Source organism: Frankia casuarinae (assembly GCF_000013345.1).
GTDB classification, from domain to species: Bacteria; Actinomycetota; Actinomycetes; order Frankiales; family Frankiaceae; genus Frankia; species Frankia casuarinae.
The window spans coordinates 3,850,627-3,872,486 of record NC_007777.1; the positions used below are offsets into that span (position 1 = coordinate 3,850,627).

Below are 21,860 nucleotides of genomic sequence, written 5' to 3' on the forward strand. Positions count from 1 at the left end.
TTGCCGCGGACGCATTGGCGATCCCCATCAGCTGTCGATGCGTTACCCGCGCTCGGCGGTGGCCGCTCCCGGGCCATCCGGTCTTCCCCGAAACACCCAGAGCACCCGAAACACCCAGAGCACCCAGAGCACTGCGGAACATCGCTTCGCGTGCCGATCAGGCCGCGGCGCGGCGGGCGTTGTGCAGCGACTCGGCGATGGCCACCGCCGTATCGATGATCTTGGCTTCCGGCCAGGGTTCGATCCGGGAGACGGTGTCGGCGAGACGGCCAAGGCCGACGGACCCTGTGGCGCTGGTTGCCGCGGTGGTTGCCGGGGAACGCCGGTCGGTACGGGTTGCCGCGAGATCGGGCGGGGCCGTGCAGCGCAGTTGCACCAGGTCCGCGAAGGCACGGCGAGCGACATCGGCCGCTTGCGCGCGCTGGCTGTGCCGGTTCCACGGTGCGTCGACCACGACGGACTCGCCGCGGCGCAGCGCTGTGCCGGCCTGGCGCAGCAGTTCCTGGTGGACCGCGTCGACGTCGTCGGCCGGTACCCATCCCCCTGCATCTGCCCATCCCCCCGCCGCGAGATCGTGACGGTTGGCCGAGGCCGCCAGGTCCGCCGCGGCGTCGTCGAAGCGGAGCACGGTCCACCGCTCCGTGCCGGCGAGCCCGCCGGCGAGCGTGGACTTCCCGGTGCCGCGCTGGCCGCCGACCAGCACGAGTCGGACCCGGCCCCAGCGCAACCGGGCCAGTGCCAGGTCAGCGAAGGCCCGCGCCTCCGCCGCCGCGTTCTCGCCGGCCGCGACACGCTGGCACGCCGCCTGGCAGCGCCCCAGCGCGGCCAGCGCCCAGTAGAAATCCTCGAGCGACCGAGGATGGGTCTCACCAGCCATCTCACGGTAGTGATCGAGGAAGAGCCGGGCGAGATCGCGGCGTCCGAGCCACTCGAGGTCGGCTGCCAGGGCGCAGGCGTCCGCGAGGACGTCGGCCGCCCGCAGCCCGGGTTCGAACTCCAGGCAGTCGAGCACCCTGGGCCCGTCGTCGAGGCAGAAGATGTCCGCGGCGGACAGATCGCCGTGCCCGTCGCGGATCCGCCCGGCCTCGCGCCGCTCCCGCAGGAGCTCGTCGCGGCCGTCGAGGTACCGCACGGCGAGACGGTTCACATGGTCGAGGATGCTGGCGCTCACCGCCGCGCCATGGTCACGCTGTACCCGGGCGAAGCAGGCGTCCCACCGCCCACGCAGACGGTCCAGGCCACCTGCCTCGGCGATCCGGGACGAGGTCTCACACCGGGCGTGGAAGTCGACCAGCACCCGGGTGAGGGCGTGGATCTCCGCCCTGACCTCGGTGCCACCTTCGGCAAGCGTCGACAGCCGGCGCGCCTCGGGTAGTCGCCGCATCACGACCATGTGGTCGCAGGGCTCCCCGTCCGGTCCGATGACATCGGCGACGCCGAGGTAGACGTCGGGCGCGAGGCGACGATTGAGTCTCACCTCGGCCTCGCAGGCGGCCAACCGCGCCTGCCTGCCGCGGAAATCCACGGCACCGAGGTCGACCGGCTTCTTGACCTTGAAGACACGATCTCCAAGGAAGACGAGCACGGACCGCGCCGTCTCGACGACCCTGGCAGGAGGCCCCGACGCCACCGTCGGCGCCACCGCTGGCGCCGAGGCCGAGGCGCCTCGCTCCGCCGGGAGCGGGTTCACCGTGGTCTCCAGACTCATGGCACGAGCCTGCCCGCGTCCCGGCGGCCGCGGCAGCATGCTCGGGTCGTGCATGGAGGGAACGAAGGTCCATCCTACCTGGGACCAACGTCCCCACCGTCCCCCGCCTCCGACGCGCCGCCGACGCGCCGCCGCGGTGGCTGGCAGACACCCGTCGACGCCGGGCCAAGGACCGGTCCAAGGGCCGAAGGTCCCGAACCCGGCATCCATTTCACAGCGTGGCGGCTCCGAGGACGGCACCGTATCCTCCTCCGCATGAAGACGATCCGGGTATTCATTCTCGACGACCACGAAATCGTGCGTAACGGTCTACGGCAGACCCTCGATCGCCACGACGACATCGAGGTGGTCGGCGAGGCCGGACTCGCCGCCGAGGCGATCCGCAGAATCCCGGCGCTCCTGCCCAACGTGGCCGTCCTCGATGGCCGGCTCCCCGACGGAAGCGGCATCGACGTGTGCCGCGACATCCGCTCCGCCCATCCAGACGTCGCCTGCCTCATTCTCACGTCCTATGACGACGACGAGGCCCTGTTCTCCGCCATCATGGCCGGTGCCGCCGGCTACGTCCTGAAGGAGATCCGCGGCAACGACCTGGTGAGCGCCATCCGCACCGTGGCCGCCGGCGGGTCGCTGCTCTCGCCATCGGTCACCCGCCGCGTCCTCGACAGAATGCGCCAAGGGCCCAGGGAAGACCCGACGCTGGCCTCCCTCAGCGCCCGGGAACGCGAAATCCTCCAGCACATCGCCGAAGGTCTCACCAACCGGCAGATAGGTACCCGGATACACCTCTCCGAGAAGACCGTGAAGAACTACGTCTCCAGCATCCTCGAAAAACTCGGCATGACCAGCCGGACCCAGGCCGCCGTCTACGCCCTGAAGAAGACGAGTGAGGACTGAACACCCACACCCGACCATCGACACACCCGACCATCGACACACCGGAGCATCGCTGTGCCTGAACCGGGTCGAAGGACCCACCCTGGTGGGAGCCAGGTCCCGGATCCAAGCACCGCGGGTCGGATGTCGCATACGCGGGCGAAGGGCACGCTCATCGCTGTCGGCAGGACGCCGACGAGGAGGTAGCGATGAGGAAAGCGGAGGAAAGCGACCTCACCGCCGAGGCCCGAGGCGCCACCGAATAGGATCATGCCGTGCCGACAGCACGAACACGCCCCGAGGTTCTGCTCGACGATCTGGTCGACCTCTTTCTGGCCGAGGGATTCCGCACTTTCACGCTCGCGCAGCTCGCCGCGCGGCTGCGCTGTTCCAAGACGACGTTGTATGCCCTCGGGCAGTCCAAGGAGCAGCTTACGGTCAACGCGGTGAGGCACTACTTCCGCCGGGCCACCGCGCAGGTCGAGACCGAGACCGCCGAAGCCGCGTCCTCGGCCGACCGGCTCGTGGCCTACCTGGCGGCGATCGGTCGCGCGCTGCGTCCGGCATCGCCCGCGTTCAGGCTCGACCTCGCCGCGCACCACGTCGCCCGGGAGGTGTATGAGCACAACATCGCCGCGGCCGCCGCGCGTGTCCGTCAGCTCATCGGCGACGGCGTCGCTGCGGGAGAATTCCGCGATGTTCACGCGGCGTTCATCGCCGACACGATCGCCGCGACGATGGAGCGCATCCAGACCGGTCGCGTCCTTGCCGCCACCGGCTTACACGACGCCGATGCCTACGAGGAGCTTGCCTCGCTTGTGCTCGACGGCATTCGCAGCGTCACCGCAGCCGGAACCTAGCCGTCGCCGACACGCCCTAGCCGTCGCCGACACGCCCTAGCCGTCGCCGAAACGCGGAGCCGGTTGCGGATGGCGGACACCGTCCAGCTCACGGAACACGCCACGGGCGACGTTGTGCTCGTCGGCGGCCGCCTCGGCCAGTGACAGGACCGGCGCCACGCAGCACTCGGTGTCCCTGAAGAGGACGTGCCACTCGTCGCGCGGACGCTTGGCGAAGGTCTCGGTGAGCCTCGCCCGTATCGCGGGCCACCGAGCCCGATCCAGGTGGTCGCCGTGGAATGCCGGATCGTCTTCGAGGCCAAGCCGCTGGACCAGCGCACGAAAGAACTTCCGCTCCAACGCGCCGACCGCGACATACCCGCCGTCCTGACAGACGTAGGTGTCATAGAACGGGGCGCCGCCGTCCAGCAGGTTGACACCCCTGTCGTCCCGCCATGACCCCTCCGCCAGGAACCCGTGCACCATGCCCGTCAACAGCGCCGCGCCGTCGACTATCGAGGCGTCCACGACCTGACCGCGGCCGGTGCGTCGCGCGTGGAACACGCCCGCCAGTACCCCGAAGGCGAGCAGCATGCCGCCCCCGCCGAAGTCACCGAGCATGTTGACCGGCGGCACGGGCCGCTCCCCCGCACGGCCGATGGCGTGCAGCGCGCCGCTGACGGCCAGGTACGTGATGTCGTGGCCGGCGGTGTGGGCGTATGGCCCGTTCTGCCCCCACCCCGTCATCCGACCGTAGACCAGCCGCGGGTTGCGGGCCAGGCACTCGCGCGGCCCCAGGCCCAGCCGTTCGGCCACGCCGGGCCGAAAGCCCTCGAGGAACACGTCCGCGTCGGCTACCAGGTCGAGCGCCTGGGCGACCTGGCCGGCGTCCTTGAGGTCGAGCGTCACGGTGCGCCGGCCGCGGTCGAGGACCGGCGACCGCCCCCACGCGTCGGCCGGCCCGCCCGGCCGCTCGACTCTCAGCACGTCCGCGCCAAGGTCGGCGAGCATCATGCCGCAGAACGGCGCAGGCCCGATCGCGGCGAGCTCCACCACGCGGAGTCCGTCCAGCGGCATCATCAAGCCTCCAGGGTGACAGCGTCGCCCTGGCCGCCGCCCGAGCAGAGTGCCGCGCAGCCGAGGCCGCCACCGAGCTTGCCGGTGGGCGTGCGGGCGGCGCCGAGGGTAACGGTTCTGGGCATGCGGCGATAGTACCGTGGCGGTAGTACCGCGTAGAGTACCTCGGTACTCTACGCGGTACTTAACTAAGTATCCTGTCGGAGGGTGGCGAAGCGTCACCGATCAGCAACGGCCTCGCCACGCAGGGTGGCGACCACGCCGGCCCGGCCGGGATCACTCCGCTATGGGCACCGCGACGGGTAGGGGATCTGCGGGGCGTGCCGCTCCCACTCGGCCTCGCTCATCACGGCTGTCGGATCGGTGCAGGCACGTTTGGCGATATGGGCCGGGTCGATGTCCCACAACCGGGCGGTGTTGTCGTCGCCGGAGGTGGCGGCCAGTGTGCCGTCCGGGCTGAACTGGACGCGCCGCACCGTCGCCGTGTGTCCGAGCAGGCCGCCGACCGGGCGGGGATTGCGCGGGTCGGAGATGTCCCACAGCCGGGCGGCCTTCCGCGCGGTCGTGCCCATCAGGTGCAGGTCGACGCGGAAGGCAACGCTACTCACCCAGTCCGATCGGTCGGTGAAGGTGTATAGCATTTTCGGTTCCGTCGGCGTGGCGATGTCCCATAGCCGGGCGGACCGGTCCGCCGACGTCGATCCGAGGATCCTGCCGTCGGGCCGGAAGGCGAGCCCGAGCACCGCGTTCTCGTGCCCGTTGAGGATCGCGAGCGGCGTGGGCCGGGTCGGGGTCGACACGTCCCAGAGCCGGATGGTCCGGTCGTGGCTGCCGGTCGCGAGCATTCTCCCGTCCGGGCTGAACGCCACGGTGTTGACCCAGTCGGTGTGTCCCACGAGGGTGGCCGCCAGCCGCGGCTGGTGGGGATCGGTGATGTCCCACAACTTGGCGGTGTTGTCGGTGCCGGCGGTAGCCATGGTCTTTCCGCCGACCGCGAAGGCGACGCTGTTGTTGACGTCCCGCAGCACCGCCAGCGACCTGGGCCGCTCGGGCACGGAGATGTCCCAGAGCCGGACAATGTGGTCGTCGGTGGACGTCGACAGCAGCCGCCCGTCCGCGCTGAAGCCGCCCTGCAGGAAGGTGCCGCTGTCCCCCGGGATGACCGCGAGCGGTCTGGTGGCCATGGGGTTGCTGATGTCCCAGAGCCGGACGGTGCTGTCGTCGCTTCCCGTCACCAGCATTCTGCCGTTGGGGCTGAACCGTACTCCGATCACCCGCTCGGTGTGGCCAACCAGCGTATTGATCTCTACCCCGCCGAAGTTCTCAATCAGGCTGCGCTGGGCCTCCTCGGTGGGCTCGACGCGGTAGGCCGCCAGCGCAAGTTGGCGGGCCAGCTGCGGTTGTGTCGTGCTAGCCGCCGCCGCCTCGCTCGCCAGCCGGCGCGACACCTCGATGCTCTCGGGGACCGAAGCGGGGTCCTTGTGGGTGACGAACATGAGGGTGGCCGTCACCGCTACCGCGACGGCGCAGAGACTGGCCACCAGCGACACCACCGTGCGCCGCTGCCACCGGCCGCGCCGCTGCCGCTGCTGCTGCTTCGGCTCGCCACCCTCGGGGTAGCCGCGGCCGGGTGCCGGACGGTCCAGTGGCGACAGGTCCAGTGGTGACAGGATGTCGTCGCTCGGCGGTGGCATCGCCGGGTTGGCGGAACCCACGGAACCCACGGAGTCGGACGGTGTCCGCGAGGCTCCGGCGTCCATGCGCGCCGGCGGCTTGACCGGCGGATCCGTGACCACGGTGACGGCGGTTGGGCCAGCTTCGCCTCGCACCGCCTCGTCAACGTTGGACAGGCCGAGGAGGGACTGGTAGAGATCGCTGGCGGTCGGCCGGTCCGCCGGCTCCTTGGACATCGTTTTCGCCACGATCGAACGGAGTCCGTCGGGCAGGCCGTCGATCTTGGGCGCCTCGTGCACCGCTCGATACAGCAGGACCGGGGTCGTCGCCTTGCCGAACGGGCCGATCCCGGTGCCCGCGAACGTCACCACCCCGCCCCAGGCGAAGATGTCCGCGGCCGCCGTGACCAGCGCGCCGCGCGCCTGTTCGGGAGCCATGAAAGCGGGGGTGCCGATCAGGCCGGTGGAGGTCGTCAGCGAGGTCGTGGAATCCATCGCGCGCGCGATGCCGAAGTCGATGACCCGCGGACCGAGCCGCGACAGCAGGACGTTCGACGGCTTCAGGTCACGGTGGATCATTCCCGCGGCGTGGATGGCGGTGAGCGCCGCCGCGACCGAGATGGCGAGGCGTTCGAGGTCGGCCTCCGCCATGGGACCGTTGGCGGCGATCGCGTCCGCGAGCGTGGGACCGTCGATGAACTCCGTCACCAGGTACGGGCGATCGGCCTCGACGTCGACCTCAAGCACCTCCGCGGTGCAGAATCTGGCGACCCGCTGGGCGACTTCGGCCTCACGACGGAACCTGGCCAGGAACTCGGGCTGCCGCGCGAGGTCGGTACGGACCACCTTGACGGCCACGGGCCGCCCGTCCCGGCTCCTGCCGAGGTAGACGATTCCCATCCCGCCTTGGCCCAGCCTCGCCACGAGCTGGTACGTCCCGACAGTCACGGGGTCACTGTCGAGCAGCGGTGTCGCGCGGGAGTTTGCCACGTCCCACGGAACTGACCCGTCAGGCGTCGTCACGGCAACCGTCGCCGCGCGGTCTGCGAACCCACGGCCGCCCCCTCCCGCCGGAACCTGACCTTCACGCGCACTCATTGCGCACCGCGGCGCCGCACGCATGAGTGCCTACCGTCTCCGTTAGCAGCCGTGGTTCTGACAACCGGCTCACGACGGAATTTGTGCCTGGATTCTAGAGGTGCCTGAAGGCGCGTTCACGGCGCGGCCCACCCCCGAGAGCCCGACGTAGCGCATCGTAATTGCGCGACAACTTCCCGTTGGCGGTATCAGTCGCGGTAGCCCTGGCGACGCCGGGGCCACCGGGTCGCAACGGCCCACATGGGCTACCATCAGCATTGATCAAAGGGTACCGGGGCTATCGCTCGTAACGGTCGCTCGTAACGGTCCCCATGAGACCCCATAGACTACCATCAACCTTGATCACAGGGTACCGGGGGGACCGTGGAGGTCGATCTTGGCGAGGAGTTCCTTGCCGCCGAGCTGGGCGAACAAAGGAGAGACTCTTCCGCCGCGGCCTCGGTGATGCCCCCCAGGGAATATGCGGCGGATCGGATTGCGCCAAGGAACGGTGCCGTCGACGGAGCGCCGGTCCCAGAAGCGCCGGTCCCAGAAGCTCGGAACGAGTCGCTGCCAAGCCCGCCGTCGGACCGACTGGTGTACGCCTACCTCGGCCGACAGCGGCGCTGGGTACTACTGTGCATGACCGCGTCGTTCACCCTTGCCTCGTTCAGCCTGGTCAAGTTCGCGCTGCTGGCGTCGGCGTTGTGGGTGTTTCTCCTGCTACTCGGGCTCAACGCGATTTGTTCGGCCTTCACGATTGTGGCCACCCAGCACCGGCGGCGCGTAACGAGACAGAGCCATGAGGGCCTGGTCAGCGGCTGGCGGCCGATCTACTGCCCCAGCGTCGACATCTTTCTTCCCAGCGCGGGTGAACCTCTCCCGGTGTTGCTCAACACCTATTCACACATCGCCCGGGTCAGGTGGCCGGGGCAGCTACGGGCGTACGTCCTCGACGACAGCGGCCGCCCGGAGGTCGCCGCCGCGGCCGCCGCCCACGGCTTCAGCTACCTGAGCCGGCCGGACCGGGGCCGGATGAAGAAGGCCGGTAACATCCAGTTCGGGTTCGAGCACTCGCGCGGCGACTACATCGCCATCTTCGACGCCGACTTCTGCCCGCGGCCGGACTACCTCTTTCACCTGGCACCGTACCTCGACGACCCGAGCGTCGGTATCGTGCAGAGCCCGCAGCACTTCGATACGAAACGGTCGATGGGCTGGCTGCAGCGGACCGCCGGCGCCACCCAGGAGCTCTTCTATCGCTGGGTGCAGCCGTCCCGCGATGCCGTCGGCGTCCCGATCTGCGTCGGAACCAATGCGATCTACCGGCGCGGCAGCTTGCGGAAGGCAGGCGGCTTCGCCCAGATCGAACACAGCGAGGACGTCTTCACCGGTGTCAAGCTGCTGGCGGCGGGCTACACCACCCGCTATGTACCGGTGGTGCTGGCGACTGGCCTGTGCCCGGCTGACCTGGCCGGTTTCATCAACCAGCAGTACCGCTGGTGCAGCGGCTCCATGGCCCTGCTGCGGACCCGTCAGCTACGCCACATCAGACTCGACTGGAAACAGCGGGTCTGCTTCTGGAGCGGGTTCCTCTACTATATTTCCACCGCGATCAACGTCTTTACCATTAACATTCCTGGCCTGTTGATGGTGTACGTCTACCCGGAGCTGGTGCGGCCCTATAATTTCCTGCCCTTCCTGGCCGCCGCCTGGGTGTGGCTGGTCCTGCTCCCGGCCACCAGCCGCGGTCGATGGCGTTTCGAAGTGCTGCGGGTGCAACTTGTGTACAGCTTCTGCCACGCTGTCGCGATCCTGCACATGGTGCGTGGTCGCACGGCATCCTGGGTGGCGACCGGCTCCGTGCGCAAAAGGGGGAACCCGATGGTCCGCGGCGTGGTTCGGACCGCCTTCTGCTGGCTACTGCTGACGACGTGCGCGACATGGACCGGCATCGGTCTCGACGTCTGGAGGTTCGGCTGGGGAAACTTTTGGCTCGTGATTCTGTTTCAGCTCGGCCACAGCTATCTGAGCGTCCCGCTCCTGTTCGACCTGAGCCGCCTGCTCGTGGGACGCGGCGACCGGCCGGCACGCAGCCGGCACCGCGCCAGGCAGTCTCAGCCCGACTCCGTGGTCCGGGCATGGACCGGCGGTCCGCCGGCTCACAGCGCGCCGGCTCACAGCGCTCCGGCTCACAGCGCTCCGGTCTCGCCCTCGCACGGCGCTCCACCCGCCAGCGCGGCCCTGCGCCAGGGGTGAAGCGACGTGGAACGTCACGACGACGATCTGGACTTCCCGGCCTCCGAGCACCTGCGCTGGCCCGACGGGCTGGCGATCACCGTCGGCCTGGCGGTCATCGCGTTGCTGGCCACCGGCTGGGTCGACCCGACCGTGCTATGGCACTGATCAGGCCGGGCGGACCGTGGGAACGGTCGGCCTGAGGAGCATGAGGACCATGAGGACGACGGACGGCGCGGTCACCGTGCCGCTGCGGCGACCCCACCCGGGTCTGGTGCGGATCGAGGAACGGCTCGGCTTCCGCCCCGACATCGAAGGGCTACGCGCCCTGGCTGTGCTGCCCGTGCTGTGTTACCACGGTCAGGTCCCCCACGCCGCTGGCGGGTTCGTCGGGGTCGACGTGTTCTTCGTCGTCTCGGGGTTCCTCATCACCAGCCTGCTCGTGCGGGAGGCCGAGGTCACCGGTCGGATAAGCCTGGCGGGATTCTACGCGCGCCGGGCCAGGCGCATCCTGCCGGCGGCCTGCGTCGTCCTGGTGTTCGTCACCGTGGCGAGCTGGCTGACGATGCCGCCGCTGCGCCAGGCGGAGACGGTGCACGACGTCGCGGCGGCCTCGGTCTACCTGGTCAACTGGCGGTTCATCTCGAACCAGACCGACTACCTCGCCAGCGGTCGGGATCCCAGTCCGGTGCTGCACTTCTGGTCGCTCAGCGTGGAGGAGCAGTTCTACCTCGTCTGGCCGCTGCTCCTGCTGCTCGTCGTGCTGTTCGCCCGGCGCGTCACGATGTCGCTGGCCGCCGTCGCGGTCCCGGTCACGCTCGGGCTCGTCGCCCTGTCGTTGACGCTGTCGCTGCACTGGACCCTGGTGGAGACGCCGGTCGCCTACCTGAGCTCGCCGACCCGGGCGTGGCAGTTCGGCGTCGGTGCGCTGGTCGCCTTCGCCACGCCGGCGCTCGCCAGACTCGACCGCGGCCGCACCGTCACCGGGTTAAGGATCGTGCTCGGCTGGGCGGGGTGCGTGGCGGTGGTGACCGCCGTCGTCAGCTACGACAGCGTGACGGTCTACCCGGGCACGGCGGCCTTGTTGCCCACCTTCGGCGCGGCAGCGGTCATCGCGGCGGGTACCGGCGTCCGCCCGGGACACCGCAGCCTCCGGGCGGGTGCGGGCCGGTTGTTGGGGACCAGGGTGCTGACCGTCATCGGAAGCCGGTCGTACAGCCTGTACCTGTGGCACTGGGCCGTGCTCGTCCTGGTCGAGGCGCGGGTGGGAGACCTGAGCTGGCAGACGCGCACGGCAGTGGTCGCGGCCTGTGCAGTGCCGGCCGAGCTGTCGGCGCGGCTGGTCGAGCGTCCGGTGCGGCTCTCGGCGGTCGCGGCGTCGGGCTGGCGTCGTGGCCTCGCGATCGCCGTCACCGCGACGTTGCTGCCGGCCGCCACCGGCATGCTGGTCGGCACCGATGCGTTGCAGCGGATGCGGGGCGGTGACCGGGACGCGGTGGCGGTGCTGCCACACCTGCCCGCGGCCACGGTGGTGCGTGACCCGTTCGACCAACCCGGCGGCCTGTTGAGCGGCCCGGTGACGCCCGCCCCCTGGTCCGCGTACGACGACCTGCCGCGGCTTCCGGAGGGCTGCATGGCAAGTCCCCGCCAGACCACGAGCCCGCCCTGCCAGCTGAACACCGACGGCGCCACCGGCCGGGTGGTCCTGTTGGGGGACTCGCACGCCGCCCAGTGGTTCGGGGCGGTCTACCACGTGGCCCGCGGCAGCGACTGGTCGGTGGAGGTGCTGACCAAGGTCGGCTGTCCGTTACCCGCCATCTCGGTCCGCAGCGAGCAGCTCGGCCGGGAGTTCACCGAGTGCGACACCTGGCGGGAGAACACGTTTCGCCGGCTCGCCGCGGAACCAAAGCCAGACGCGATCTTCCTGAGTACGTACAACCGGTACACCGGCGACGAAGAAAAGGTTGTGGCGGGATGGCGGAACACGATCGCACGGCTCGCGTCCCTGGGTGCTCCGCTGGTCTACATCGTCGACACCCCGAATCCACCGGGAGACATTCCGGCGTGTATTTCCGGCGCAATCGACAACTGGCGGTCGTGCTCGTTCCCGCGGGATTCCGGACTGCCCCGCGACCCGCTGCTGCAGGCGGTCGTCGAGGGCCGCGAACCAGCGGTCAGCGCGGTCGACCTGAACGTCATCCTGTGCCCGGGGACCGGGCCCTGCCCGGCCGTACGGGGCAGCGTGCTGCTGTACCGCGACGACTCCCACATCACGAACACGGCAGCGGTCATGCTCGGGCCGGCGCTCGAACACGCGCTGGTCACCAAGGTACAGCTGCCGTTGCGGGGACCGCGGCTCCAGTCAAGCCAGACCGCGGGCACACCGCGTTCCTGACTTCGGTCCCGGTGGAATCCGGGCACCGGGTAGCCTCGCGAACGAGATGCGCCATGGCCGTATTTCAGGACTTCTGTACACTTTTCAGTCATTGTTTGGCGGACGTACCAGCCAGACGGCCGAGGTACCTGGTGGGGAGGCGCTGATGCGACGGCGGTCTGCCGTCTGCCTGATGATGGCGGCGAGCGTACTGGTTTTCGCCTGCAGCTCCCCCGGCGACGGCCCGTCGCTGAAACCCGCATCCCCGAGCGGCGCCGCCCGCGGCGGCTCGGCTCCGCCGCGGGCGGCCGTCGAAACCGTGTTCAGGACCCGTCCGCAGTTCGGCGTCACGGTGCCCGGCATCAGCCAGGCGTCGCTGGGCGAGGTTGCACGCACGACGGCCTGCCCGCCGGCGATGGCCCAGTTCTTCGTCTCCGTGACCCACGGCCTGGACCCGACGGTACTCGGCGCGGTGCCGGTGACACCGATCGTGACGGTCGAGCCGTGGAACCCGGACAAGGGGGTCAACCAGAGCGACTTCACGCTCGACAAGACCATCGAGGGCCGGTGGGATGACCACTACCGGGCCATCGCGATGGTAGTGAAGAAGTACGGACGCCCCGTCCTGATCCGGTTCGCCCACGAGATGAACGGCTACTGGTACCCGTGGGCGTCGGTCGGCTCGAACACCCCGGCGCTGTTCGTGGCGGCGTGGCAGCACGTGGTCGGCATCTTCCGAGACGCCGGCGTCACGAACGCGCTGTGGGTGTGGTCGCCGAACGTGCTCCGCGGGACGTCGGGAACGCCGCTGGCCGAGTACTACCCCGGCGACAAGTGGGTCGACCTGATGGGTCTGACAGGGTACGGCGTGCAGGAGAGCTCCGCCGCGCAGACGTACGGCCCGTCCATGGCCCAACTGGCCGCGCTGTCGACCAAGCCGGTCCTGCTGACCGAGGTGGGCGCCCAGCGGGACCAGTACAAGACCAGCTGGATCGCCTCGTTCGGCAGTTGGCTGCAGAGCCACCCCCAGGTGGTGGGGTTCGTCTGGACGGCGATGAACATCAAGGACGGCGTGAAGGGTGACTGGCGGTACGACGACTCGGAGGCCGACCTCGCCGCCTTCCGGGCGAGCCTGCTCGCCGGGAGGGTCGCCTGCTGACCGCCGCGAGGAGCGTTCCGGAGTCGGCCGGCCAGCCGGGTCCGGCGGCCCGTCACCGTCGCGGCAGCCGTCGCGGCAGCCGTCGCGGCAGCCGTCGCACCATGGTCGTTCTCGCCGTGGGCGCAGCCGTCGTCGCCTGTGCCCTGGTCCACGCGGTGAACCTCGACGGCTGGCCCGGCCGGTTCAACGAGGACGAGGGCACCTATGCCGCGCAGGCCTACGCCCTGCGGTACTGGGGCCGACTGGCGCACTACACCTACTGGTATGATCATCCTTTCGGCGGCTGGGCCCAGATCGCGGCGTACGCCTGGGTGACCGACGCCTTCGGCCGCGGCGCTACCGGCGTGAGCGCCGCGCGCGAGTTCATGCTCTGGGTGCACGTCGCGAGCTGTGTCCTGGTCTACTTGTTCGCCCGCCGGCTGGACGTGCGCCGACCGTACGCGGTGACGGCCGTCGCGCTGTTCTCGCTGTCACCGCTGGCGCTCTGGTTCCAGCGGATGGTGTTCCTCGACAACATCATGGTGATGTGGCTGTTAGCGGCGTTGGTCATGGCTGCGGCGCCCAGACGGCGAGTGCGGACTGCCGTACTGGCCGGACTCGCGGTAAGCGTCGCGTTCTGGTCCAAGGAATCCGCTCTGGTGTTCCTGCCCGGTGTCTACCTGATGGTGTGGATCAATCACCGGCGGCGCAACCTACGCGCCGCGAGCCTCGGATTCGCCGCCGCGGCCGTGGCGGGCCCCGGGGCGTTCGTGGTGTTCGCAGCCGCTCGTGGCGAGCTGCACCAGTTGCGCCGGGCGGTCGAGTTCCAGCTGTTCACCCGGCAGTCCAGCGGCAGTGTGCTCGACCGCGGCAGTTCGGCGTGGAACCTAGTCGGCTTCTGGCTCGGGCTCGATGCGATCCTGCTCGCCGCCGGCCTCGTGGCGGCGATCGCCGGGCTGCTGGTGCCTCGGCTTCGGGTGCCGAGCGTGCTGCTGGTGAGCCAGGCACTGCTCCTGCTCCGGGAGGGGTACCTGCCGTACCCGTACGTCGTCGGGATGCTGCCGTTCGCCGCACTCTGCGTAGCGGGGTTGGCCGACCACCTTCATCCCCGGCCCGGGCCTGCCACCACAACCGCCCGTCTTCGCCTCGCGGCGGTGGCCTCGGTGGTCGTGGCCGGGCTGGCGGTGCTGTCGTGGCAGTGGGGACCGGTCCTGGTCGACGCGACCTCCCGGGACGACAGTCTCCCGAGCCGGGAGGCGTCCGCCTGGTACCTCGGCCACGTCCCCCCTGGCCGAGTGACGATCACGAACGATTACGCGTGGCTCGACCTGCTACGCGGAGGTACCAGGCCGATCTGGCACTGGAAGATCAACGACCAGGCCGTACGGGCGAGCCTCCCGAACGGCTGGCGCGACGTCGACTACGTCATCCTCGACGCCTGGATGGCCGAACCGGCGACGTTGCACCGGCTCCCGTTGCTGGCCGACGCGCTGGCCCATGGCGTCAAGGTGGCTTCGTTCGGCGCCGGTCCGACCAAGGTGACGATCTACCGGGTCGACCGGGTCGTCGAGGCGCCGGGTGGCGCGGCGCGTGCGGGCCGAGTGGGGATGCGCCACTGACAGGCCTGGAGTTGAGGTCACTGGGACGAACACTGAGGTCACGGAGCCATCCCCCTCGGTAGCCCCTACCTGCTGTTGCTCCGCGACGCCCCGGACCGGTGACCTTCCGCACGCCCCTTGACCGTCACCAACGTTGTTGGCTAGCGTCGGCTAACGGCGTTAGCAACCACCGACGACAACCAGGTCGAACGACCGAGGGAGCGGGTATGACATCGAATCTGCTCTACCGCGGGCCCGGCATCGCCGAGCTTCACGAAGAATATGCCAAGAAGCGCGTGCTCGACGAAAAGGCGCCGGTAAAGGCCGCGGCGGAGATCTCCGTGGCCGCGCCGACCGAGAAGGTATGGCGGCTGATCAGCGAGATAGACCGGTGGCCGGCGTGGAACCCCGCCGTCCGGGACGTGCAGGTTCACGGCGGGGTGGCCGTCGACACATCCTTCATCTGGGTCAACGGGAAGTCACGGGTCCGCTCGACCCTGGCGGTCGTCGATCCACTCCACGAGATCACCTGGAGTGGGGTCTCCGCCGGCATCAAGGCCGTTCACCGCAACGTTCTCGAACGGACACCGGACGGTACGGTGCGAGTCACGAGCATGGAATCGATGTCTATGCCCTTCCTCGGCCTCATCTTCAGCAGCACGAAACTCCGCAGCGGGCTGAATGACTGGCTCACGGCGCTTAGGCAGGCCGCCGAAAAGGCGTGACCTTCACCGCGCCTGGGTTCGGCTGTCGATGCGGTGACCACCGGCCGTCGCGGCGATCGCTGTGACCGCGAACACCACTGCCCAGACGCGATGCCCAGCCAGCGCCGTGGCGATCGCGGTCAGACAGAACAGGAGGATCTTCACCATCAGCAGCGCCGGCCCGCGAAGCCGACGTCGTGACGCGGGGGCGAGCCACACTCCCCAGACGACGGCCGCCATCAGCGGCAGCAGGACCGCCAAGGCAACACCGGCGACGGCTGACGAGGCGAGATCGAGTCCGGCACCCGCCAAAGTGCCCAGCATCGCGAGTTCGGACAAGAAAGCGAGAAACATGATCGACCCGCCCACCACGCCGCTGCGCGGGGTACCGCCATCTGCGCCAGACGAACCCATGAGAGGGAACATAGTGGAACTTCCCGGGGAGTGAATTGTGATTCTGGGAACTACTGCCGCATCAGGCACCGTTCGCCTGCCTGACAACCTGACGAGTGGAATCAAATGGCCAAAGCGACGCGTGACTTTCTAGCAGCTCGTTGAAAACTTCTATCGGCTTCAACCAGCCAAGCGTCTGCCGTGGCCTTCCATTCAGCTGGGCGGCCAGCTTATTAAGCTCGTCCTGTGTGTGCAAGGACGGGTCGGTGCCCTTCGGGAAGTACTGGTGTAACAGACCGTTGGTGTTCTCGTTGGAACCGCGCTGCCAGGGCGAGTGCGGGTCACAAAAATACACGGGGATACCGGTCCGGACCGTGAACTCCGCGTGGCGGGCCATCTCCTTCCCCTGGTCCCACGTCACGCTGTTGCGAAGGAACTCAGGGAGGGTTCCCATCTTCTTCGCGAGCAGGTAAGCGACACGTTCGGCGGTGCGGTCAGAGGGGATACGCACCAGCATCACGAACCGGGTGGTACGCTCGACGAGCGTGGCGATCTGGGACCTGTTCCCCTTACCGATGATCAGGTCACCCTCCCAGAAGCCGGGCACGGCTCGATCCTCGGCCTCCTTCGGCCGCTCGCTGATGTCGACCATGTCCGGGATCTTTCCCCTGGTCACGGTCTGCGCGATCGGTTCACCCGCCTCGTCCGGCCCTTGCGCAAAGCAATCTTCAGCTCGGTCCGAAGCTCGCCGCGGGCCTGGAGGTATAGGCACTCGTAGATCGTCTCGTGCGACACGCGCATGCCCTCGTCGTCAGGGAAGTCCTTCTTCAGCCTCTCACTGATCTACTTCGGAGACCATTTCTCGGCCAGGCCGGCATTGACCGCGTCGTGCAGCGCGGCCGACGCGACGAGTTTGCGTTCCTTCGGACGTGCTCGCAGCGCGTCGCACCGCGCCTGCGCATCCACCGCTCGGTAAGCCCGTACTCCGCACGTTCGTGTGGTGTGCTGACCGTGTGATTTCTTGATCCGCCAGGATGATGATTTCCCTGGTGCGTGGTGTGTCCGGCCTGGGACGGTTCGGAGGGTGCTGGCGACCGCCGTCCGGGTGGGCTATGGGCCCCCGCGCCTGGAGAAGCTGCTCGGTGCTCTGCCGGTGGCCCGGGACCTGATGGTCCGCCTCGATCTGGTCGCGACGATCGAGACGGCTCTGCCCGATCCAGGAGAGCAAGGCCCGGCTCACCCATCAATGACCTCCGGAGGGGACTGTCGCCTTCAGGCGACAGGGGAATCCGGCACGGACCGCAACGGTTATACCGGCCACGCTGGTATAATCAACGGCATGTCCCGGACGGTGCAGGTCGGCGCGGGTGGCGCCTATGACCTCGGTTACCACGTCGTGTGGTGCCCGAAGTACCGCCGTGCTGTCCTCGTCGGTCCGGTCCGAGACCGGCTTGACGGGCTGATCCGCGAGAAGTGCGCCGAGCATGACTGGCTGATCGTCGCGCTGGAGATCGAGCCCGACCACGTGCACCTGTTCGTGAAAGCTCATCCGAAGCACGCCCCGTCGTACATCGCCAACCAGCTCAAAGGCTTCACGTCCCACGTGCTACGCGGCGAGTTCGCGCACCTGCGCTCCCGGCTGCCCACGCTCTGGTCCCGGTCGTACTTCGTTGCCACCGTCGGCGCGGTGTCCGCCGAGACGGTCCGCCGGTACATCGATACGCAGAACGAGCGGCCGTGGCGCACGGGGGTGCCACGTTGAGACGGTCGTACAAGTTCCTGCTCCGCCCGACCGCGCACCAGCAGATCGCGTTGACGGCGATGCTCGACGACCACCGGGCGCTGTACAACGCCGCGCTTCAGGAGCGGCGCGATGCCTACCGGCATCCGAGCAAGACGACGGTCCGCTACGGGGGCCAGTCGGCCCAGCTCAAGGACATTCGGGGGTTTGACGCGGATCAGGCCCGCTGGTCGTTCTCCTCTCAGCAGGCCACCCTGCGTCGCCTCAATCTCGCATTCGCCGCGTTCTTCCGCCGGGTCAAGGCGGGCGAGACGCCCGGCTACCCGCGGTTCAAGGGCGCCGGCTGGTTCGACACGGTGACGTGGCCCGCCAACGGTGACGGGTGCCTCTGGGACTCGCAGCCCGAGAACCCGAAGACGATGTTCGTCCGCCTTCAGGGCGTCGGCCACGTCAAGGTCCACCAGCACCGGCCAGTGGCTGGCCGGGTCAAGACGCTGTCCGTCAGGCGGGAGGGTGCCCGCTGGTACCTCGTGCTGTCCTGCGACGACGTGCCCGCCGAGCCGCTGGAACCAACGGGCGCCGTCGTCGGCGTGGACTTGGGTGTCGCCTCGCTGGCCAGCACGTCGAACGGCGAGCACTACGGCAACCCGCGTTTCCTCGAACGGGCCGCCGGGCGCCTCGCCAACGCGCAGCGCGACCTTGCCCGTAAGAAGCGCGGCTCGAAGCGGCGCCGCAAGGCGGCTACTCGGGTCGCGAACCAGTCCCGGGCCGTGGCCCGGCAGCGCGTCGACCTCGCGAACAAGACCGCGCGCGAACTGGTCGCCGACCACGACCTGATCGCTGTCGAGAAGCTGAACGTCAAGGGCATGGTCCGCCGGGCCAAGCCGAAGCCCGACCCGGACCAGCCGGGGGCGTTCCTGCCGAACGGGCAGGCCGCCAAGTCCGGGCTGAACAGGTCGATTCTCGACGCCGGGTGGGGGGTGTTCCTCAACGCACTGCGTGCCAAGGCTGAAAGCGCCGGGCGGGTCGTCGTCGAGGTCAACCCCCGCCACACCTCCCAGCGATGCGCCGAATGTGGCCATGTCGCCCCGGAGAACCGGCCCAGTCAGGCCACGTTCCGCTGTGTGGAGTGCGGCCACGCCGCGCACGCAGACGTGAACGCGGCGATCAACATACTCGGGGCGGGGCTCGCCCTTCAGGTGGCGCAAGCTTCCTGAGAAGCTGACGCCTTTAGGCGTCAGAGGAGTCACGGTCAGGTCATCGCGATGCTCGTCGCCAACCGGCTGACCGCCCCGACCCCGCTGGTTCGCATCGAGGACTGAGCGAGGGCGTGAGCGGTCGAGGAGATGTTCGGAATCGCCGTTGCATAAGAGCGCCTGATAGCGGCGCTCATGCCGCCTCACCTTGCGGTGAAGCACTCCCGGTCCGACCGGCCCGAGCCGTGCCGGGTTCCCGTTTCCCAGCCGCCCGCCCCGCGGACGGGGTCCTACGGTCGGCTCCACGGGCGTTTACCGTCTCCGACCTACTGGCGGCGACGAGGTTGGACAGGTTGACCGCGGCGTTCAGGTCGCGGCCGCCTACCAGCCCGCAGGACTGGCAGGCGAAGATACGCTCCGACAGGGTGAGGCCTGGGTTTCGCCAGCCGCAGTCGGAACAGGTCTTCGAGCTTGGATACCAGCGGTCCGCGACCACGAGCGTCGATCCGTACCAGAGGGTCTTGTAGGCGAGCTGGCGGCGGACCTCGGCCATCCCGGTATCGGACACGGCACGGGCAAGACGGCGGTTACGGACCATCCCGGCCACGTGCAGGTCTTCCACCACGATCGTGTCGTGGGTCTTGGCCAGCCGGGCGGTGAGCTTGTGCAGCCCGTCGCGGCGCTGGTAGGCGACGCGGGCATGGAGGCGACCGAGGGTGGCGGCGTGTCTACGGCGACCGGCGCTGCCGGGCGTGGAGCGGGCGTAGGCCCGCGACGCGCGGCGCAGTTCGCGCAGCGACCGGGCCAGCGGCCTGGGGTTCTCGACGGTCTCGCCGGTCGACAGGACGGCGAGGTGCCTCACACCCAGGTCGACCCCGACCGGGCCGCCCCGGCGCTGCCGGGTAGACGGCTTGCCGGGGACATCACGGTCGGCCTCCACGGTGAACGCCACGAACCAGCGCCCCGCGGTCCGGGACACGGTCGCGCCCAGCAGGCGTGCGGACCCGTCGACGAGCCGGCCGGTCAGCGCACCCATCGGCTCATGCACCTTGACCCGGCCGACCCGGGGCAGCTTCACCTGCCGATCCCCAGCCGGACCGTAGGCGCCGGTGGTGTACCGGAACGAGTCACGGGCCCTCCCGCGCTTCTTGAACCGGGGAAACCGACCCGCCGGCCCTTCCGCTTCCCTTACCGGGAGTCGGTGAAGTTCTTCAACCCCCGGGCAAGCTGATCCAGGCCAGCGCGGAACGCCTCCTTCGAGCACCGCGCCCACCACGGGGCCAGCTTGTGTTTCGCAGCGTTCCAGGCCAGCCGCAACGCGGGCAGCGTCCACGACACCGGGGTGAGCAGATCACCGGTCAGCCCGTAGGACTGTTCGGCCTCGCGCTGCGCGAACGCGGCTTTCACCCGGACCAGACCCCAGTTGTAGGCGAACCGCTCTGCCCCGGCATGCCGGCGCAGAGCGGCAAGCCGGACGGTGTTTGGATCGAGAGCGAACCCTCTCCACCTCCCGCGACGCCAAATCATGGAAGGGTCGGCTAACGAACCGCTTGTTCCAGCAGGTAGGTACAGCGGCGGAAGAGTGGTCCGTCGTGGTGGAGCATCGCCACGATTGTTACTTCAACCGGAATGTCCGAGTAGTGGACAAGGCCGGGTCGCCGGGCCGAAGCCGCAGCTCCCCGAGCTCCGGTAACAGGACTGCTGCCGCGACCGTGCGCTCCCGCCGGATGTCGCCGTTGTCGGGCACCCGGATGGGTGGGGCGGACAGCAACGCGAGGTGCTCCTCGGGCTCCTTCCCAAGGGTCGCGAGCACCGCCGTGGCAGCCTCAAGCCGGCGGACGGAGGAGTTGCGGGCGAACACGTTGATCTCGTCGTGGGGAACGAAGTCGGGATGGAGGAAGTGGTTGGTGTGGACGGTCTGTGGCGCTTGCACGGTCCGTAGCTCGTCACCGAGGATCTCCACCCAGACCGCCCGGGTGGCATCGCAGAGCGTCAGCGACCGGGAGCTGGCCAGCCGCAGGCCGCGGAGGACGTCGAGGGCTTCCTCGACGTCCTCCGCTGTGTCGAGCAGGTGCCGGATCGCCAGGTACGGGGGCAGACCTGCCCGCCAGTCGCCACCCAGGACGAGGTTGAGCCCGATCGCGAGGCCGCGGCTGTTGAGGCCGAGGTATCCGAGCAGGCCGCCGAAGCTCAGCACGAGCGAGCGGCCGATCGGCGAGGCCAGGTCGAGGACGGCGATCTGGTCTTCGAGGTCGCCGTTGAGGTCGACGGTCTGGGCGAGCAGCGGGCCGGCGACCCGCGCGTAGGTGGTGCAGTCACCCGCGGTGGGGATCTTGGTGTAGCCGAGGATCTCGCGCCGAAGCTGGAGCAGCCAGGCCTCGTCCTCGTCCAGGCCCGCGCCGGACGCGAGCCCGGCGACCTCGGCCGCGAGCCGCGGCGTGGCGTGCTCGATCTCCGTACGGTACCGGGCGATCGTCGGGCGCAGTCCGTCCAGCGTCACCGGGTCGGGCAGCAGCCGGCCGAGCCGGCAGACGTGGTCGTCCACAAACGACCGCAGCCGCCCCGCCAACGCCGCCCCGTGGGCCTTGCCCAGCTCCGACGGCTCCCCGTCCGCCCTGACCAGGACGGTCACGGGCACGCCTTAGGGCGCTCGGCGAGCGTCTTCTTCACGATCGGCCATTCCTCGACCAGCACGCTGTAGTAGATCGCGTCGCGACGGCGCCCGTCCGGCATGGGGTTGTAGCTGCGCAGCACCCCCTCCTCGACGGCGCCGATGTTGCGCAGGCCGCCGCGGGCCTGGGTGTTCAACACGTCGGTCTTGAACTCCACCCGCAGCGCGCCCAGGCGCTCGAAGGCGTGCTCCAGCAGCAGCACCTTGGCCCACCGGTTGATCCCCGTGCCGCGGAAGTCTCGGCCGAGCCACGACCAGCCGATCTCCAGCCGAGCGTCCGGCTCGGACAGGTTGCTATAGCTCATGCTGCCCGCGACCCGGCCGGTGCGCTTGTCGGTGATGACGAAGACACATCGCCGGCCGGCCCGATGGTCGGCGAGAGATGCGTCGAAGAACGCCTCGAAGTCGGCATCGGATTCCACCCGGAAGACGAAGTACCGCCAGATGTCCGGGTCGAAAGCGATCGCCCGCAACGCTTCCCGGTCGGCCTCGGTGACGGGTGCGAGGCGGACGTGGTCGTTGTCCAGGACGGCCGGGCCGTCCGTGCGCCAGGCCAC

At 69.2% G+C, this 21,860-nt stretch carries 19 protein-coding genes and 1 pseudogene; 10 read left to right on the forward strand and 10 right to left on the reverse strand.

Annotated elements, in window-relative coordinates:
• Positions 1-157 precede the first annotated feature (157 nt).
• Entirely contained in the window at positions 158-1,708 is a 1,551-nt protein-coding gene (locus FRANCCI3_RS16360; protein WP_023842051.1) for a bifunctional aminoglycoside phosphotransferase/ATP-binding protein, read from the reverse strand.
• Positions 1,709-1,963: 255 nt separating this feature from the next.
• On the opposite strand from FRANCCI3_RS16360, the gene FRANCCI3_RS16365 reads away from it, so the two are divergent.
• Both FRANCCI3_RS16365 and FRANCCI3_RS16370 read left to right on the forward strand, forming a co-directional pair.
• Positions 1,964-2,605, forward strand: coding sequence for a response regulator (locus tag FRANCCI3_RS16365; RefSeq protein WP_011437638.1), 642 nt, complete (start codon positions 1,964-1,966; stop codon positions 2,603-2,605).
• Between the two features lie 254 nt (positions 2,606-2,859).
• The gene (locus FRANCCI3_RS16370) at positions 2,860-3,444 is read left to right on the forward strand and encodes a TetR/AcrR family transcriptional regulator (protein ID WP_011437639.1); all 585 of its coding nucleotides are present in this window, start codon (positions 2,860-2,862) and stop codon (positions 3,442-3,444) included.
• Between the two features lie 36 nt (positions 3,445-3,480).
• On the opposite strand, the gene FRANCCI3_RS16375 is transcribed toward FRANCCI3_RS16370, so the two are convergent.
• The 3 genes from FRANCCI3_RS16375 to FRANCCI3_RS16380 form a co-directional block, all read right to left on the reverse strand.
• Positions 3,481-4,503, reverse strand: coding sequence for a CaiB/BaiF CoA transferase family protein (locus tag FRANCCI3_RS16375; protein WP_011437640.1), 1,023 nt, complete (start codon positions 4,501-4,503; stop codon positions 3,481-3,483).
• Positions 4,503-4,625: a hypothetical protein gene (locus tag FRANCCI3_RS28590; protein ID WP_255353884.1), complete on the reverse strand. Its 123-nt coding sequence runs from the start codon at positions 4,623-4,625 to the stop codon at positions 4,503-4,505. The genes FRANCCI3_RS16375 and FRANCCI3_RS28590 overlap by 1 nt, the downstream gene beginning before the upstream one ends.
• 159 nt (positions 4,626-4,784) lie before the next feature.
• On the reverse strand, positions 4,785-7,121 hold the full coding sequence (locus FRANCCI3_RS16380) for a WD40 repeat domain-containing serine/threonine protein kinase (protein ID WP_236701518.1): 2,337 nt from the start codon (positions 7,119-7,121) through the stop codon (positions 4,785-4,787).
• 726 nt (positions 7,122-7,847) lie between these two features.
• Here FRANCCI3_RS16380 and FRANCCI3_RS16385 point away from each other — a divergent pair.
• The 6 genes from FRANCCI3_RS16385 (at position 7,848) to FRANCCI3_RS16405 (ending at position 15,323) form a co-directional block, all read left to right on the forward strand.
• Positions 7,848-9,509, forward strand: coding sequence for a glycosyltransferase family 2 protein (locus FRANCCI3_RS16385; RefSeq protein WP_200923118.1), 1,662 nt, complete (start codon positions 7,848-7,850; stop codon positions 9,507-9,509).
• Positions 9,510-9,515: 6 nt separating this feature from the next.
• Positions 9,516-9,656, forward strand: coding sequence for a hypothetical protein (locus FRANCCI3_RS27110; RefSeq protein ID WP_023842071.1), 141 nt, complete (start codon positions 9,516-9,518; stop codon positions 9,654-9,656).
• A 49-nt stretch (positions 9,657-9,705) separates the two neighbouring features.
• A complete protein-coding gene (locus FRANCCI3_RS16390; protein WP_011437643.1) occupies positions 9,706-11,883 on the forward strand; it encodes an acyltransferase family protein in 2,178 nt (725 codons plus the stop codon).
• 145 nt (positions 11,884-12,028) lie between these two features.
• Complete coding sequence (locus FRANCCI3_RS16395) at positions 12,029-13,021, forward strand: glycoside hydrolase family 26 protein (RefSeq protein WP_011437644.1); 993 nt, start codon at positions 12,029-12,031, stop codon at positions 13,019-13,021.
• A gap of 101 nt (positions 13,022-13,122) precedes the next feature.
• Positions 13,123-14,619 (forward strand): ArnT family glycosyltransferase, encoded by a 1,497-nt coding sequence (locus FRANCCI3_RS16400; RefSeq protein ID WP_011437645.1) that lies wholly within the window; start codon positions 13,123-13,125, stop codon positions 14,617-14,619.
• Positions 14,620-14,825: 206 nt separating this feature from the next.
• Complete coding sequence (locus tag FRANCCI3_RS16405) at positions 14,826-15,323, forward strand: SRPBCC family protein (RefSeq protein ID WP_011437646.1); 498 nt, start codon at positions 14,826-14,828, stop codon at positions 15,321-15,323.
• A 3-nt stretch (positions 15,324-15,326) separates the two neighbouring features.
• On the opposite strand, the gene FRANCCI3_RS16410 is transcribed toward FRANCCI3_RS16405, so the two are convergent.
• The 3 genes from FRANCCI3_RS16410 to FRANCCI3_RS29140 form a co-directional block, all read right to left on the reverse strand.
• A complete protein-coding gene (locus FRANCCI3_RS16410) occupies positions 15,327-15,656 on the reverse strand; it encodes a YrdB family protein (protein WP_023842073.1) in 330 nt (109 codons plus the stop codon).
• Between the two features lie 121 nt (positions 15,657-15,777).
• The gene (locus FRANCCI3_RS16415; protein ID WP_011437648.1) at positions 15,778-16,347 is read right to left on the reverse strand and encodes an IS30 family transposase; all 570 of its coding nucleotides are present in this window, start codon (positions 16,345-16,347) and stop codon (positions 15,778-15,780) included.
• 20 nt (positions 16,348-16,367) lie between these two features.
• Entirely contained in the window at positions 16,368-16,496 is a 129-nt protein-coding gene (locus FRANCCI3_RS29140; protein WP_369808201.1) for a hypothetical protein, read from the reverse strand.
• Positions 16,497-17,034: 538 nt separating this feature from the next.
• Here FRANCCI3_RS29140 and tnpA point away from each other — a divergent pair.
• Both tnpA and FRANCCI3_RS16425 read left to right on the forward strand, forming a co-directional pair.
• Positions 17,035-17,457: an IS200/IS605 family transposase gene (tnpA, locus tag FRANCCI3_RS16420; RefSeq protein ID WP_011437650.1), complete on the forward strand. Its 423-nt coding sequence runs from the start codon at positions 17,035-17,037 to the stop codon at positions 17,455-17,457.
• Positions 17,454-18,653 carry an RNA-guided endonuclease InsQ/TnpB family protein gene (locus tag FRANCCI3_RS16425; RefSeq protein WP_011437349.1) on the forward strand — a complete coding sequence of 400 codons (1,200 nt, stop codon included), beginning with the start codon at positions 17,454-17,456 and terminating at the stop codon, positions 18,651-18,653. The genes tnpA and FRANCCI3_RS16425 overlap by 4 nt, the downstream gene beginning before the upstream one ends.
• A 172-nt stretch (positions 18,654-18,825) precedes the next feature.
• On the opposite strand, the pseudogene tnpB reads toward FRANCCI3_RS16425, so the two are convergent.
• From tnpB to FRANCCI3_RS16440, 3 genes and pseudogenes are all read right to left on the reverse strand, one after another.
• Positions 18,826-20,159: pseudogene (tnpB, locus tag FRANCCI3_RS16430) on the reverse strand (IS607 family element RNA-guided endonuclease TnpB).
• An 88-nt stretch (positions 20,160-20,247) separates the two neighbouring features.
• A complete protein-coding gene (locus FRANCCI3_RS16435; RefSeq protein ID WP_011437653.1) occupies positions 20,248-21,270 on the reverse strand; it encodes a C45 family autoproteolytic acyltransferase/hydolase in 1,023 nt (340 codons plus the stop codon).
• Positions 21,261-21,860, reverse strand: coding sequence for a GNAT family N-acetyltransferase (locus FRANCCI3_RS16440; protein ID WP_011437654.1), 600 nt, complete (start codon positions 21,858-21,860; stop codon positions 21,261-21,263). The genes FRANCCI3_RS16435 and FRANCCI3_RS16440 overlap by 10 nt, the downstream gene beginning before the upstream one ends.